20 protein-coding genes, 1 pseudogene and 1 riboswitch are annotated in these 15,066 nt (G+C 54.2%); of the genes and pseudogenes, 9 read left to right on the top strand and 12 right to left on the bottom strand.

Translation table 11 applies throughout. The features are described from left to right. From chrA to GIW04_RS17710, 5 genes are all read right to left on the bottom strand, one after another. The coding region (chrA, locus tag GIW04_RS17690) for a chromate efflux transporter (RefSeq protein ID WP_236479088.1) at positions 1-859 on the bottom strand (859 nt) is incomplete at its 3' end. A 240-nt stretch (positions 860-1,099) separates the two neighbouring features. Beyond that, a complete protein-coding gene (gene nhaA, locus GIW04_RS17695) occupies positions 1,100-2,302 on the bottom strand; it encodes a Na+/H+ antiporter NhaA (protein WP_032894858.1) in 1,203 nt (400 codons plus the stop codon). 196 nt (positions 2,303-2,498) lie between these two features. Next, a complete protein-coding gene (crcB, locus tag GIW04_RS17700; RefSeq protein WP_032894857.1) occupies positions 2,499-2,882 on the bottom strand; it encodes a fluoride efflux transporter CrcB in 384 nt (127 codons plus the stop codon). Positions 2,883-3,020: 138 nt separating this feature from the next. Further along, positions 3,021-3,082: riboswitch (Fluoride riboswitch) on the bottom strand. Between the two features lie 135 nt (positions 3,083-3,217). Continuing rightward, positions 3,218-3,550 carry a hypothetical protein gene (locus GIW04_RS17705; protein WP_032894856.1) on the bottom strand — a complete coding sequence of 111 codons (333 nt, stop codon included), beginning with the start codon at positions 3,548-3,550 and terminating at the stop codon, positions 3,218-3,220. 83 nt (positions 3,551-3,633) lie between these two features. After that, complete coding sequence (locus GIW04_RS17710) at positions 3,634-3,999, bottom strand: hypothetical protein (RefSeq protein WP_032894855.1); 366 nt, start codon at positions 3,997-3,999, stop codon at positions 3,634-3,636. Between the two features lie 17 nt (positions 4,000-4,016). On the opposite strand from GIW04_RS17710, the gene GIW04_RS17715 reads away from it, so the two are divergent. After that, positions 4,017-4,478: a 3'-5' exoribonuclease gene (locus tag GIW04_RS17715; RefSeq protein ID WP_032894853.1), complete on the top strand. Its 462-nt coding sequence runs from the start codon at positions 4,017-4,019 to the stop codon at positions 4,476-4,478. A 90-nt stretch (positions 4,479-4,568) separates the two neighbouring features. On the opposite strand, the gene GIW04_RS17720 is transcribed toward GIW04_RS17715, so the two are convergent. Continuing rightward, complete coding sequence (locus tag GIW04_RS17720) at positions 4,569-5,048, bottom strand: helix-turn-helix domain-containing protein (RefSeq protein ID WP_050499464.1); 480 nt, start codon at positions 5,046-5,048, stop codon at positions 4,569-4,571. Between the two features lie 227 nt (positions 5,049-5,275). Between GIW04_RS17720 and GIW04_RS17725 the strand changes: the two genes are divergently transcribed. The 4 genes from GIW04_RS17725 (at position 5,276) to GIW04_RS17740 (ending at position 6,965) form a co-directional block, all read left to right on the top strand. Beyond that, complete coding sequence (locus GIW04_RS17725; RefSeq protein WP_050499463.1) at positions 5,276-5,668, top strand: DUF6957 family protein; 393 nt, start codon at positions 5,276-5,278, stop codon at positions 5,666-5,668. Positions 5,669-5,710: 42 nt separating this feature from the next. Then, positions 5,711-6,157, top strand: coding sequence for a hypothetical protein (locus GIW04_RS17730; protein ID WP_032894852.1), 447 nt, complete (start codon positions 5,711-5,713; stop codon positions 6,155-6,157). Between the two features lie 90 nt (positions 6,158-6,247). Further along, positions 6,248-6,631, top strand: a complete 384-nt coding sequence (locus GIW04_RS17735; protein WP_032894847.1) for a hypothetical protein — start codon at positions 6,248-6,250, stop codon at positions 6,629-6,631. A gap of 55 nt (positions 6,632-6,686) precedes the next feature. Continuing rightward, positions 6,687-6,965 carry a hypothetical protein gene (locus GIW04_RS17740; RefSeq protein WP_032894846.1) on the top strand — a complete coding sequence of 93 codons (279 nt, stop codon included), beginning with the start codon at positions 6,687-6,689 and terminating at the stop codon, positions 6,963-6,965. Between the two features lie 61 nt (positions 6,966-7,026). Here GIW04_RS17740 and GIW04_RS17745 read toward each other — a convergent pair. From GIW04_RS17745 to GIW04_RS17770, 6 genes and pseudogenes are all read right to left on the bottom strand, one after another. After that, positions 7,027-7,140: pseudogene (locus GIW04_RS17745) on the bottom strand (DUF411 domain-containing protein); the annotation flags it as partial. Positions 7,141-7,167: 27 nt separating this feature from the next. Continuing rightward, entirely contained in the window at positions 7,168-7,440 is a 273-nt protein-coding gene (locus GIW04_RS17750) for a heavy-metal-associated domain-containing protein (RefSeq protein WP_032894845.1), read from the bottom strand. 114 nt (positions 7,441-7,554) lie between these two features. After that, positions 7,555-9,825 (bottom strand): heavy metal translocating P-type ATPase, encoded by a 2,271-nt coding sequence (locus GIW04_RS17755; protein WP_032897731.1) that lies wholly within the window; start codon positions 9,823-9,825, stop codon positions 7,555-7,557. 90 nt (positions 9,826-9,915) lie between these two features. After that, positions 9,916-10,167, bottom strand: coding sequence for a DUF2933 domain-containing protein (locus GIW04_RS17760; RefSeq protein ID WP_032894843.1), 252 nt, complete (start codon positions 10,165-10,167; stop codon positions 9,916-9,918). A gap of 125 nt (positions 10,168-10,292) precedes the next feature. Beyond that, complete coding sequence (locus GIW04_RS17765) at positions 10,293-10,688, bottom strand: hypothetical protein (RefSeq protein WP_032894840.1); 396 nt, start codon at positions 10,686-10,688, stop codon at positions 10,293-10,295. A gap of 99 nt (positions 10,689-10,787) precedes the next feature. After that, positions 10,788-11,183 (bottom strand): hypothetical protein, encoded by a 396-nt coding sequence (locus GIW04_RS17770; protein WP_032894838.1) that lies wholly within the window; start codon positions 11,181-11,183, stop codon positions 10,788-10,790. A gap of 285 nt (positions 11,184-11,468) precedes the next feature. Here GIW04_RS17770 and GIW04_RS17775 point away from each other — a divergent pair, with 285 nt between their 5' ends. The 4 genes from GIW04_RS17775 to copC form a co-directional block, all read left to right on the top strand. Further along, entirely contained in the window at positions 11,469-11,678 is a 210-nt protein-coding gene (locus GIW04_RS17775; protein WP_032894835.1) for a co-regulatory protein PtrA N-terminal domain-containing protein, read from the top strand. 148 nt (positions 11,679-11,826) lie between these two features. Continuing rightward, a complete protein-coding gene (locus GIW04_RS17780) occupies positions 11,827-13,680 on the top strand; it encodes a copper resistance system multicopper oxidase (protein WP_032894833.1) in 1,854 nt (617 codons plus the stop codon). A 127-nt stretch (positions 13,681-13,807) separates the two neighbouring features. Then, the gene (locus tag GIW04_RS17785) at positions 13,808-14,653 is read left to right on the top strand and encodes a copper resistance protein B (protein WP_232964630.1); all 846 of its coding nucleotides are present in this window, start codon (positions 13,808-13,810) and stop codon (positions 14,651-14,653) included. A gap of 69 nt (positions 14,654-14,722) precedes the next feature. Then, on the top strand, positions 14,723-15,066 hold a 344-nt coding region (copC, locus tag GIW04_RS17790; RefSeq protein ID WP_236479089.1), incomplete at its 3' end, for a copper homeostasis periplasmic binding protein CopC.

Raw genomic sequence — 15,066 nt, forward strand, 5'->3', positions numbered from 1 at the left:
GCCAACCAGAAGGTTGGGCACTCATGGACGCGCCAAGAAATGCTGCGAAGGTAAAAAGCGGGCCTGGTACGGCCTGTGCTAAACCATATCCGGCAAGAAACGTGTCATTGGCTACCCATCCGTTCGGCACGGTCGCCGACTGAAGCAACGGCAGCACAACATGCCCACCTCCGAAAACTAATGACCCGGCGCGGAAAAAGGCATTTACCACAGCTAACGCTTGTGAGGGCCACAACTGAACCAGCAATGGCAGGCCAGCTAACAGGCCGAAGAACAGCAGCAACGACACCACACCGACTTTCCTGCTCACCGGTATCGGCAAAGACTCAGTAGTCTGGCTTTGATCGGTTTTGAAGAGCATTAGTCCTATGACGGCACCGAAGAAAATCACGCCGATCTGCCCCCAGGCATGCGGCCAAAGCAGTGCAGCATAAGCCGCAAACACAGCGATGGTTATTCGAGGGGCATCATTGCAAAGACTACGGCCCATTCCCCAGACGGCTTGAGCAACGACAGCCACCGCGACAATTTTAAGACCGTGTAAAAGACCGCTGGGAAGCGCGCCTCCCCAGGCGGACATACCTTGTGCTAATAAAACCAGGATTATTGCTGAAGGTAATGTGAAACCTGCCCACGCAGCGACTGCTCCTGGAAACCCGGCACGGGATAGCCCTAAACCTATGCCAACCTGGCTACTTGCGGGGCCCGGCAAGAACTGGCACAGGGCAATCAAATCCCCATAACTGCGCTCGCTCAGCCATTGCCGTCGAGCAACGAACTCTTCGCGAAAGTAAGCTAGATGTGCAATCGGGCCTCCGAAAGAAGTGAGACCTAGGCGCAGGAATACCAGAAATACCATCCATGGGGACTCAGTCGTAACACCCTTTGAACGTCCCTCGGCTGACAAGATTCGTTACTCCCCACATGACTGCTATAGAAAACCAAATACGACAGCCTCCCTCACCGGCATATCTCGGCTTCGATATGCCGTCGCACACTGTATCTTGATCTTAACGACAAAATGATGGCACTTCGTTAGACGGTGCTCCTACAGCAGAAATTCTGATGGAGAGAAATTCTGCTGTCAGCTCATTTCTGATCACCTCGATAGAGTGGCTGTGGCAACGGCAGGCGCAGCGCTGCGACGCAAAATCAGGACTCCACCGATTGCAGCCAAGGTCGAACCGATCAACACGCCGACTTTTACCTCGTCAATCAGGTGAGCTGATCCAGCAAACGCCAGGTTTCCGATGAACAGGCTCATGGTGAAGCCGATGCCACACAAGAGCGCAACGCCGTAAAGCTGTGCCCAATTGCTGCCTTCCGGCAGTTTGGCCAAGCCCATACGAATGGCCAGAGCAGCCAATAGGAAGATGCCAATCTGCTTGCCCACCAACAAGCCGAGCGCAACACCCAGCGGAACCGGATCGACTAGGTTTTCCATCGAAATACCGGCCAATGAAACACCCGCATTGGCGAAGCCAAAAATCGGCACCACAGCGAACGCTACCCACATATGCAGCTTTTCTTCTAGGAACAGCAGTGGAGACCGGGCTTCCTCTTCAGGCTTACCCATTGGAACGCACAGCGCTACAGCGACACCCGCAAGGGTGGCGTGCACTCCCGATTGCAGTACGAAGAACCACAGCACACCACCTACCAGCAGATACGGGAACAATCGTCTGACACCCAATCGATTCATTGCGATCAGAATGGCCAGCGTTGCGAGCGATGCCAGCAACATGGGCATGGAAAGACCAGTGGTGTAGAAAAAGGCAATGATGACTACAGCACCTAGGTCGTCAATGATCGCCAAGGCGGCGAGGAAGACCTTAAGCGACTTAGGGACTCGCTTACCTAGGAGCGACAAGACGCCCAGGGCGAACGCGATGTCGGTAGCGGCTGGGATAGCCCACCCCTTCAAGGTCTCAGAATTACCCCAATTGATTGCGATGTAGATCAACGCAGGCACAACCATGCCGCCTAAAGCACCAAATCCAGGCAAAGCACGCTGGCCCCAAGTGGAGAGCCCCCCGGCCAGAACCTCTCTTTTGATCTCGAGTCCGACCATCAAGAAGAAGATCGCCATCAGGCCATCATTGACCCAATGCTCGACAGACATGCCCAACCAAACGCTATGCAAGGCTGCAAAATAACCTTGAGAGAGAGGCGAATTGGCCACAATCAGAGCCGCGAGTGCTGCGCCCATCAGTACAAGACCGCCAGCGGATTCCGAAGACAGGAAGCGAGCTAAAATTGCAGCTGCTCTTGGGGTTTCTGCAGGAGTTCTATTGTCGGTCATCAGTGTCCTAGCGCTTCGATCTAAAGAGAATATTTTAACATCCGAGGTATACCACTGCGGGTGTCCAAATAGCCTGTAACGATTATTGTCACAGGCGAAAATCAGCCTACAGCCTGTTCACTAAGCCCATGGCGCGGACTTTTTCACGAGATTTAGGAGCACGCCCAAGCGGATAAAGCCTCACTTTTATATCTCCTCAGCGAGTACCAATCATTTGGTAGGACAGAAGCCCGGCAGCGGTCATCGCTAACGAGCCTGCAACGTGCAACGAAATTGAGCCAAGCGCCCAGACCAGTCTGCCCTCCTGAATCAAGGCAACTGTTTCGGCTGAAAATGTAGAGAAGGTGGTAAGCCCACCACAGAAACCCGTGATGATCAGGAGACGCCACTCTGGACTGAGGGTAGGAGAAGCAGCCAAGAAGGCGATGGCCAGGCCGATGATGTAGCCCCCAACCATGTTCGCGACCACAGTACCTGGAGGAATCGTAGGAAAAAGAGCATTCAGCTTCATGCCCAACAGCCAGCGCAACCAGGCTCCAAGTGAAGCGCCAACGGCAATGACGATTAATGACTTCAGCACGGAGAGTCCTCCTCATCAGATCTGAGTGGACTAACTGGCAAGCGGCTCGCGCTGAAGGAAAAGGGAAACTCGAAGGGTAAGATCATAGCCTGTCCTAAATTGGAGGACAGGGAGACACACCTACGCACCCTGTCCAGGGTTCACGTAGGCATCATCAGCACGAAGGCGGTTAAAGGAGGAATGCCATCTCCTGTTCTGATCCTATAGCATCAGCGCCAATGGCATCAAGAGCAGCTACACGCGAGCGATCTGGAGGCCCCTTCGGCCAGGCAAGATGGTTGATCAATGATCCAGGCAGGGGTCGCCCCTTCGCCCAACCAGATTAGTTGGCGCGTCTACATCGATTTAACCGATACCACTTCCACATACTTGTACTTTTTCCTAGCAGCCTTCACAGCCTCCTGCTCAGCAAGCAACGAGCTCAACGTATCAGCCTCGTGAATCAGCTCGACCATTTTCCCTTCAAACTCGTTTCCAACCCGTAACGTAACCCTCAGCCTGGGCGTAAAAGCTTTCGCTTTCTTCTTGGCTGCTGGAGCAACCACCGGTTTCGCGGGCACAACTTCTTCCACAGGCTCTTTTACTAGAGGTGCGGGCACCTGCTCTTCGGGCTGAGGCGTACCGAATAGGGCACGACGCATTTCTTCTTCAGTTAATTCAGAGCTCATAGAACATCTCAACGGGACGCATTTCGCTGGGCAAGTGTTAATAAGATTGTTGCTGACTGGTATTCGTGGAGCCTGTGCGGACGTCAAATCCCCAGTTCGATTTCAAGACAAGAGCCTCGTAAGGCTTGCGAAAGCTTCACCTTTGGCAGCAGTGTAATGAGCCCATCAACTAAGTTGCTAGCGTGACGAGCGTACAGCGTGACTGTGCCTGCATCAGGCGTTCGACCTGGCACGATGGCCCCTACCCGCTGCTGGGCAATTTTCAGTATGCTCAAGACGTCCTGACTCACCTCATTGGTGGACAGGTGTTCAACCAATGGTCTGGGTGGAGGGGCGGCGCGGCTCCACAAATTTACAACCACCTGAAGCAGTCCGTCTGAGCCAAGATGTTCAAGAGCTATCTCCCACAGCTGGCCTTCCTGCGCCATATCCAGGCGAGCCCTAGTCATAACGGAGTTCCAGCAAAATGAGGCTCTTTCTTGATTGCGAGTTCACCAAGCTCTCAGCCACAGCGAAGCTGATATCACTCGCACTGGTAGCTGAAAATGGACGCGAATTCTACGTGGAATTGCTCGACACATGGCGAGAGGAAGATTGCAGCGACTTCGTCATAGAGATCGTTCTTCCGCAGCTCTGGGGCGGTGGCAATGCACAACCCATTATCAGGGCAAGAACTGCACTGCTCGATTACCTAGCCTCGTTCGACGAAGTCCTGGAGATTGTCACAGACGCTCCACAGTACGACTGGGAGCTTTTCTGCGAACTCGCATATGACAATGGTACATGGCCAAGGAACGTTCGGAATTACCCCACCGATGCAACCACTCTAGATGCCTCAAGTGACGGGGCTCCGCTTCCGCATCACGCTCTTCTTGACGCCCGTATCATCGCTAGCATGTTCACCGAAAGCGATCTGAAGAAAGGGTAATGAAGTCCTAAGAGGCCAAGGTGAGCTAAAGCTGTCTTTCACAGCAAACCTTCCTGAGGCATTTTCAACCTGGTGCTGGTCATTCAAAAATCAGGCCTGTTCGGACTTGCTGGTCAAATACCTACGAATAGTAGTTTTAGACAGACCCAACGCTTCCGATATCTCAGTCACTGACACTCCCTCACTGTTCAGGCGATTTGCCTCTGCGGCTTTCTGCGCTGCTCCGGATCGCGCCGGTCGACCAGGAGGAAGCTTCCCTGCACTTACCAACGACTCCATCTCAATATCTACGCTGTCCTTTTTTATCCTATTTAGTTGCTTATTCAGACGCTTCAGCCCCTCCCTAAGCGGCTCGTTGGACTGTAGACACGTCGCCATGAGAATCAATGAGGCCGGCTCAACCTCAAGCAGCGCTGCGAGACGAATGAGCACATCAATCGTGATGTTCACCTCCCCACGCTCAATCCGGCCCCAATAGGAACGGTCAATAGTGATCAGGTTTTCTTGCGTAAGACCTTTTTTTCTACGCAGTGCTCGCACCACTACAGCTAGGGCTTCTGCGGCCTCCATGACATTTCCCCACGCAAATCGAGGATAAGGCCATATTGCGACGCACCATAACACGGGCTATGATCCGTATTACGGCGCTATCAGCGTTTTTGAGGCCTGCTTTTCGATGCATATACATCCGTAAGCGGAGCTAAGCACCTTGCTTGCGGCAGCCATCTGCTCGAGTGCGAGCGACAACAAGCGGGATTGAATTGTCAATTTCCCGGTTATTAATGAAAGGAAGCCCTATGGCTAGCGTCGAAGAACCCGACTTCATGAATGCGCCACGGACACCACTTGAGGGCCTGTCGAGCACCTCTGCAGCTCGAGCTTTAGCAGTCGAACGCTTTCCTAAAAAGCCTTACTGCCTAGTCCGCGACTGGACAATATTTCGCATTGAAGTCACCCGCGACGAACTCTTCAAATGTCATGCAGCGGGCCAGCTCCCGATGATCCTGTTTGCTCACAACGTGGCCGAGGACAGCCAAGGCCGTTTCGAACGCGGCGATTGGGTTCGTTCAAGCATGTGCACCGGTCTCCACGACGGTGTTGCGTTCGAGACCAGAAACTCTGTTTACGTATTGATTGGCCCTGGTCATGAACAGCTCGCAAGCCTGAAAGACGTTTTCTCCCTCTTCTAACCTGCGCTCTGTATCGGAGCCCCTTCAGGCCAAGGACATACGATGTTTAGAACACACGACGCCGACATGCTGGGCCTACCGGGCATGTTCGGTGAGGGTCAATACCAATGGCAACAGGTATCCAAAGTGCTTCGTAATCACTGGTATCACGTAACTGTCCAAGCCATGTACGAGGACAGAACTTCAGAGGCGGTTCTGATGATCGACAGCGAACCACGGCTTCAGCAACTGCTGATTGCCCAGGACTCGGAGACGATCATCACAGAGGTGCAAGTTGTCACACCTGCCCACATGAATGGCACGGGAGTTTGGCGCATGGAGAAGCTGACCAAAGTGACGCTTGGTGAAGACCAAAACGAGTGTGTTGTGTGCCTGCTAGAGGTGGAGACCGGCTCCAAATACCACAGCTCTCACCAACCTAGCTTCAACACTGATGTGCTGAGCAACCTTCGTCCGATCTATCACGCAAACATGATTCGTACAGCCTGAGATTTACCAAGATTTCTGCACGATACCAGCACAGATGGTTGCGTGTGGAATTCCTGGTTACGCCGTATATACCGCCAACGGAGTGCAACAATGCTGAACATGATTGGCTTGGATTTTTATGGGAAGCGCCACACAGAATTCGACCTAATACGAATCAAAAAAGCTCAGGCGCAAGGCTTCGATAGACCGATCACAGCGTATCTTTGCAGCGCCTCCATCAAAGCCCGAACGGGCATAGGCGTAGTGTTTGGTCACAACCGTAAAGACCAGTATGGGCGGTTCGGCGACGGCCATTTGATCCGCACTTCTGATGTGATCAAAGTCGAGCGTGAAGGCAGGTTTTGGGTGATGACGACGGAGAATAGTCGTTACGTCTTGGCGACGTTCCAGAGGGGTAATGGACGTGCAAGCCTGCGTGAGTTTCTGCGGCTTTCACGGGGGATGCACCACTTCACCCCGCGAGGGTTACAGTAATGGTCGTGGTCTTCTTCCACTGGCGAACCCTCCTGAATGGCTTCGAGGTGGTGTCATGATCGTCAAGGCAGGCGAAGTCATCTGCATTGCCTCGGGCATTTTTGAGAATTACGACCGCGCTGGGCCCTTTGTTGCAACGCAGGACTTCGACCTCGATTCATTAATAGCAGAGGCAGTGAAGCCGCTCACAGAGAAATGGGAAGTGTCGAGTTTGTTTGGCGATATACCCAGGATGCTTTTCGAAAACGGGCTTATCACCAAGCTTCCTTGTCGCAAAATTTACCTAGGAGCGATGGGCGAAGTCGACATTCGGGAAGAGCAGGATGACCTTTGATGACGACGCTTCAAGCATTTTACTAAAGCGTCATGATGGTAGCGATAGAGCTGAGATGGTTTGCCTTGCAGTAGCCGCAGTTAGGATCGCGGTAAACGTCGATGACTTCAGCGGCTTGTGCCGCTCCGGTCATGGGTAGTGTCGTGAACGCGGCAATTCGCAGACTGGCATTCATGCGAGTTCTCCAGTTTATTACTAATTCTTACCGGCAGCAGCAACCGCCGCCGTTCCCGCCACAGCCCGAGTTTTTCTTACTCGCTACGCTTTCCACTGTCGCCAGCTGTGCTGGATAGCCCGCGTTCTCCAGGGCTGTAAGCAGCGCATGGCTGTGCGAATCGCCGCTGACCTTCACCCGTCCGGCTTTTAAATCCACCGATACGTAACTCACGCCTTCAACTGGGCGCAGCGCTTCGGTGACATGTTTGACACATGAACCACAGCTCATGCCTTGGACTTGCAGTTCAACAATTTTCATTGGTGACTCCTCACAACAAAGTTGATCATGGAAAGACTGACGCATGAGGCTTTTTTGCGGCGTTGGCTTATCCTCAACCTTGCCGCCATGGCAAGGTCAAGCGGTCGTTGTCACTCAATCAATGGAAGCCTGGCGCAGACGTAAGGCGTTGAATACTACCGACGCCGAGCTCACGCTCATGGCCAGTGCGGCAATGAGCGGTGACAGAAGGTGACCGGTAAGTGGATAGAACAAGCCGGCAGCCAGTGGGATGCCCATGGCGTTATAAAGGAAGGCGAAGGCCAGGTTCTGGTGCATATTTCTCACCGTCGCGACTGACAGGCTGCGCGCCCGTAGGATACCGAGCAGATCCCCCTTCACCAGAGTGACCTGAGCGCTGTTCATCGCCACGTCAGTGCCAGTGCCCATGGCGATTCCTACATCAGCGCGAGCCAGTGCGGGGGCATCATTAATGCCGTCGCCGGCCATCGCCACCCGGTGTCCGGCTAGTTGCAAAGATGCCACCAGACGTTCTTTATCTTGCGGCTTGACCTCGCCGTGAACCTCCTCGATGCCCAACTGGCGGGCTACCGAGCGAGCAGTTGTAAGGCCGTCGCCAGTGGCCATGATGACCTTGACGCCATCCGCCTGCAGACGCTCGACGGCCAGCTTCGTGGTGGGTTTGATGGGGTCGGCAACAGCCAGTAAACCCGCCAGGGCGCCGTCCACTGCCAGGTACATGATGCTCGTACCGTCGCCGCGTAGCTTCTCGGCATGTTCTTGCAAGCTGTCTGTGGAAACGCCGGCTTCCTGCATCAACGCGGTATTGCCTATCATCAGTCGGCGACCCTCGACCTGACCGCTTACACCAATACCTGAGGCTGACTCGAAGGTTTCAGGTGTCACCAGTTTTAGCCCTGCGGCACGAGCCTGCTCGACGATGGCGTGGGCCAATGGATGCTCACTGCCCTGATCGAGACTTGCGGCCAGGCGCAACACTTCATCCTGAGTAAATCCGGGTACGGCCTCGACGCTATGGAACGCTGGTCGACCTTCCGTGAGGGTGCCAGTTTTGTCGACTATCAAGATGTCTATCTTGCGCAGGTTTTCGATAGCGGCGGCATCGCGAAACAATACGCCGCTGCCAGCAGCCTTGCCGGTGGCAACCATGACTGACATCGGTGTCGCTAGGCCAAGGGCACAGGGACAGGCGATGATCATGACCGCGACAGCGTTGATCAGTCCGAACACCCAACTTGGCTCGGGCCCCCAAAGCCCCCAGCCGAGTAGAGTCAGCGCGGCGATAGCAATCACCACAATCACGAAGTAACTAGCAATCACATCTGCCAGCCGTTGCATCGGCGCTTTTGAGCGTTGTGCCTGCACAACCATCTGCACAATCTGTGCGAGGAGGGTCGCTGATCCTATCTTCTGCGCCTGCATCACCAGACTACCGTGGATGTTGAGAGTGGCGCCGATCAGCGCGTCGCCGGCCCTCTTCATGATCGGTATCGGTTCGCCGGTGAGCATCGACTCATCTACAGCGCTTTCGCCTTGCAATACCTGGCCGTCTACAGGTACTTTTTCTCCCGGACGCACACGTAATGTGTCGCCGCTGTGTACGTGTGTCAGAGGGATGTCTTCTTCCGTGCCATCGGCATTGATCCGTCGGGCAGTTTTTGGGGCCAGTCCAAGCAGCGACTTGATGGCAGCCGAGGTTTGCGAGCGAGCCTTGAGTTCAAGCATCTGGCCGAGAAGGGTCAGTGAGATGATCACAGCCGCTGCTTCGAAGTACACACCGATGCGGCCCTCCATCATGAAGTTGCTGGGGAATACATCGGGGGTCAGGGTTGCCACGACGCTGTAAAGGAAGGCCGCCGCCGTGCCGAGGCCGATTAGCGTCCACATGTTCGGACTTCGCTGAATCACCGAACGCACACCACGCACATAAAACGGCCAGCCAGCCCACAGCACGACGGGTGTAGCCAATCCCAGCTCGACCCAATTTTGCGTGGTGCCATGGAACAACTCCAGGGCATGGCCACCCATAGCCAGCACGGTGACGATCACTGTCAGCGGCAATGTCCACCAGAAGCGCCGGGTGAAGTCCTTGAGTTCTAAGTTCTCTTCTTCCTCCAATTCGGGAATCACCGGCTCTAAGGTCATGCCGCACTTAGGGCAGACGCCGGGGCCGATCTGGCGAATTTCCGGATGCATGGGACATGTGTATTCAGCGGCACCCGTTAACGGTTCTGCTGTTGTCTGAGGGACTGGTTCGATTTTCGGTTGAGATATTCGATAACGCTCGGGCGCTGTCCTGAAGGCCGTTTGGCATTTCAGACTGCAGAACCGGTAGTGTTGCCCCTCATATTCCGTGCTGAACTGGCTGTCGTTACTGACGGTCATGCCACATACCGGGTCATGGGAGCCAGTGGCTTGGGGTTCAGAGTTCTGTATTGGGCCGTGCTCTTGACGAACCTCAGGGGTGTGCATGAGCTAACTCCTGTTCGCATCCTTGGTTGAGACTGAGGTTTCGCCGTGATGATTGTGACCACCGTGGTGGTGCCCGAAAAAATGCATCAGCGGGCACAACAGCAAAATCATATAAGGCAGTAAACCCAGCATATGGCCGTAGTGTTCTCTTGCCAGATAGAACAGCACGATCACCAGCAGCATACCCAGCGCTATGCCGGGTTTGCTCCTCCAAAATGTTGGAGAGGTGTTAGCGGAATGTGGCGAATTCACCATGGTTCTGTACTCCTGAGGGAGTGCGGTTTAGTGATACGTCGTATAGGTGCAACGGGCGGCAGTTTTACCCTTGGCATATTGGTTAAGGTAAAACCGTCGCTGCATTGCCTACAGGCTTGTGCGCGTCACTTGCTCGTCGGCATGTTCATCATGCTCGTTTGCTGATCCATCATTTTCATCATCATGTTCATCATTCCCATCTCCATGCCGTCTTTGTTGCTGCCCATGCCCTTGCCATGACAGTTCTTATGCATCATGTCCATGCTTTCCTTCATCGTCTTCATGCTCTCCTGCATGGCGGCGTGTCGCTCGGCAGGGGTCTTGGCGGCGGCTGCCTTGTCGTGTGCAGCCTGCATTTTTTGCATTTGCTCGGTCATGACATTGTTTTGCATCGGCGTAGCTGCTTCGCTTGTCTTGGCGGGCGCGGTCTGCCCCTCCGGGTGATGCTCATCGACTGCCGAGGCGATAAGTGGGCTGCTCACGAGCAGGGTGGCGAGGATAAATTTCAATGTGGCATGCATGGCAATCTCCAAAGGGTCAGGACAATTCAGGTAATACCAAGCCGCGCCAGGTTGGCGCAGTCAGACAGTGCGCCGAAGATCGGCGCGCAGAAGGTCGGATTAATCGTTGAAACGGACGAAAATCAGGCGGGCAGGAGGTCTGGCCGGTACAGGACGCCGTAATGCAAGAAAGGCAAAAGCGGAGGGATTGGCGGGATACAAAATCAGCAACGCTGGGATAAGGAGCAGAAACGTCCAACTGAACAGGTCAAATATTTGAAGATGGAGCGAAGGACTTACAGCTATTGCCGCATCGGAGCAGTGCTGAAGGCAACCGAGGGCATGGGCGTCGTGGCTATCGTGATCTTGCGTGGTGATCAGCGAGACATGAGTTGTAGCCGGATTGTGGCTGGGCTGTGCCAGACATCCCTGGGTCGCTGCCAGACCAAACGCTAACACCCACAGCACGATGGCGAGGCGTATGAACGTTGGTTGACGATGGCGAAACCAGAACATGGAGAATCTCCGGTACTGATTAGCGGATTTTGATTTTTCAACATACTCCACATTGAAGTGCCACAGTTGATCTACATCAATTTATGCAGCCGGCTGTCGGTTCTGTGGTGCGGTCAAATTTTATGACGCCCATCGATCTTTCAGATGTTGAGTTTCTCCGGGTGCTGTCAAAAGTGTAATCACCGGCTAAGCGTGCTGACAGGTACGTTCCCTCATCATCCTCATCGAGCTGACGCTCAAACTCTCTGGTTTCATCGAGAGTCAATTCCTTGAAGGAGATGCACTATGAAAGCAACCAACGTTGTGATTCTTACACTCAGTTTGGCTATATCGTCCCTGGCCTTTGCCGAAGGTGGCGGCGACCGTGCGGTTGAGCGCATGGAACGAGCTCGCGAGACGGCAATGGCCACCGGAAAGTCTGCCCCCGGAGCTGAGGCGCAAGAAAATATTGCACAAGAGAAGCTCAAGGCTGAAAAGCAGCCTCACCATTGCTGAGCCAACCAGCTTACTGAAATGTAATCACCCCGTTTGCTGGCTTATGGCATCTTCCGATACATCAAGCGCACTAGCTCGTCTAGCGTTAGCCCTTAGGGGCACGCCCAGTGCGCACATCTAACATCCGACTGACGGGACATGAATCGGTATGCAAGCCAAAACCTCTCGGCGCACCTTTGTGAAAGGACTCACCGCAGGCGGGATTCTCGGTGGTTTAGGCCTCTGGCATACCCCTATCTGGGCCGCCCCTAGAGTGGGCGATGCCAATGTCTTGTCAGGTACAGAGTTTGACCTCTTCATCGGAGAAACACCGGTAAATATCACTGGGAACTCCCGGACGGCCATGACCATAAATGGCGGGATTCCTGGGCCCCAGCTGCGCTGGCGTGAGGGCGATACCGTGACCTTGCGGGTCAAGAACCGCCTCAAGGATATGACTTCTATCCACTGGCACGGAATTATCCTTCCGGCAAACATGGACGGTGTTCCAGGCCTTAGCTTCCATGGAATTGAGCCTGATGGCACGTACGTCTATCAGTTCAAGGTCAAGCAGAACGGAACGTACTGGTATCACAGTCACTCCGGCTTCCAAGAACAGGTTGGTGTGTACGGCCCACTGGTCATCGATGCCAAAGAGCCTGAGCCTTTTGAGTATGACCGCGACCTCGTGGTGATGCTTAGTGACTGGACTGATGAAAATCCTGCTTCGCTGATGAAAACACTGAAGAAACAGGCGGACTACTACAACACCCATAAGCGAACAGTGGGTGACTTCATCAATGACGTGGCTGACAAAGGTTGGTCAGCGACCGTCGCTGATCGCAAGATGTGGGCCGAGATGAAGATGAATCCTACGGACATTGCGGACGTCAGTGGTGCGACGTACACCTACTTGATGAACGGACAGGCTCCGGACTCCAATTGGACTGGCACCTTCAAACCTGGCGAAAAGCTCAGGTTGAGGTTCATCAATGGTTCAGCCATGTCCTACTTTGATGTACGAATTCCAGGTTTGAAGATGACTGTTGTGGCCGCTGATGGCCAATACGTCAAACCGGTAAGCGTGGATGAGTTCAGGATCGCCACTGCCGAGACTTTCGACGTGATCGTCGAACCCACGCAAGAGGCCTACACACTGTTTGCGCAGTCGATGGATCGGTCGGGTTACGCCAGAGGCACCTTGGCTGTCCGGTCTGGCATGACTGCTCCAGTGCCTGCGCTAGACCCTCGTCCTCTAGTCACCATGGCCGACATGGGTATGGCCGGTATGGATCACGGTGGGATGGCCGGTATGGGCGATATGGCTGGAATGGATCACAGCAAAATGGCCGGTATGGGAGACGACTCGATGCAGGGTATGTCAGGTATGGACGGCGGAGCCATGAAAGATAGCTCTGGTGCTATGCAAGGCATGTCCAGCATGCAGGGAATGGATCACAGCAATATGTCCATGGGCGGCATGAATGGTATGGGAGAAATGCAGTCGCACCCAGCCACAGAGTCCAACAATCCCCTCGTCGACATGCAAGCAATGTCGACCTCTCCGAAGCTCGATGATCCTGGCATGGGCCTTCGCGACAATGGACGAAAGGTGCTGACGTACTCTGATCTAAAAAGCACGTTTGAGGATCCAGATGGCCGTGAGCCAAGTCGCACTATTGAACTGCACTTGACCGGTCATATGGAGAAATTTTCCTGGTCTTTCAACGGCGTGAAGTTTTCAGACGCCGAGCCGGTAAAACTGAAGTATGGCGAGCGAGTTCGGTTCGTTCTTGTGAACGACACCATGATGACTCACCCCATCCACCTGCATGGGATGTGGAGCGACCTTGAAGATGAAAACGGGCAATTCCTTGTCCGCAAACACACCATCGATATGCCGCCAGGATCAAAGCGCAGCTACCGGGTGACTGCAGATGCGCTGGGACGCTGGGCCTATCACTGCCATCTCCTATACCACATGGAAATGGGCATGTTCCGTGAAGTGCGCGTGGAGGAATAAGGAGATGGCTATGAGTAATTTCTTAAGCGGGACTCGCATGCACTCGGCTGTACTCACGGTCGCTCTCACTGCTGGTGTTGCCTTGCCGGCAGCTGCTGAGTCTAGCCAGGGGGTGGCCGCTGGGCAGATGCAGGGCATGGATCACAGCCAGATGCAGGGTATGGATCACAGCCAGATGCAGGGCATGGATCACAGCCAGATGCAGGGCATGGATCACAGCAAAATGGAGGGTATGCAGCCCGCCAAGCAACCACTAACTCAAAGCCGGACTCCGATACCACCACTTACCGATGCTGACAGAGCCGCAGTCTATAACGCCCCTGGTGGTCATGAAGTTCATGACACTGCAATCAACTCATTTTTTATATTTGAGAAACTGGAATGGCAGGATGCTGACGATGGAAGCGCGCTGAACTGGGAAGCACAAGGTTGGATAGGGGGAGATGTTGATCGGCTATGGTTGCGCTCCGAAGGTGAGCGCACCAATGGGAAGACTGAAGAAGCAGAGGTTCAGGCACTTTGGGGCCACTCCATTAGCCCTTGGTGGGATTTAGTCGGTGGGGTTCGTCAAGACTTCAAACCAGGCGACCCACAAACGTGGGCTGCTTTCGGTATTCAGGGCCTGGCTCTCTACAATTTCGAGGCCCAGGCTACTGCTTATCTGGGTGAAGGTGGCCAGACCGCTGCTCGGTTGGAGGGTGACTACGACATTCTCCTTACCAATAAGCTGATTCTGCAACCGACGGCAGAATTCAATTTCTATGGCAAAAACGATCCTCAACGCGGGGTCGGTTCAGGGCTGTCTGAAAGTGAGGTTGGTTTGCGGCTTCGGTACGAAGTCCGCCCGCAATTCGCACCTTACGTCGGTGTAACTTGGAATCGGGCTTATGGCAGAACCGCAGACTATGCCCGCGAGGAAGGCGAAGATAACAACGAAGCACGCCTAGTGCTCGGCGTCCGAGTGTGGTTCTGAAACAAAGTTAGCGGTACTAAATAATTATCTAACCTCATTACAACAGCTTCGCGCTGTGAGGAGCCTTGCATGTCCGTATTCAAATCCTGTGTTGTGGCCGTCGCTCTTTCTTCTAGCCTGCTGCTCAGTGCAGTTGCCCAAGCTCACCCGAAGCTGCTGTCTTCAACTCCGGCTGAAGGCGAGAGCGGCCCAGCTCCTGCGAAGATTGAACTGCATTTTTCCGAAAACCTGGTTACTCAGTTTTCCGGGGCCAAGTTGGTCATGACGGAAATGCCTGGCATGTCACACTCCCCTATGCCCATGAAAGCCAGCGTGTCTGGCAGTACCGATCCTAAAACCATGATCTTGACCCCGGCCTCTCCTCTCACCGCTGGTACTTACAAAGTCGAATGGCGAGCGGTCTCCTCCGATAC

The sequence above is a fragment of the Pseudomonas sp. PA-4-8C genome (genome assembly GCF_021606625.1).
Taxonomy (GTDB): Bacteria; Pseudomonadota; Gammaproteobacteria; order Pseudomonadales; family Pseudomonadaceae; genus Aquipseudomonas; species Aquipseudomonas lactis.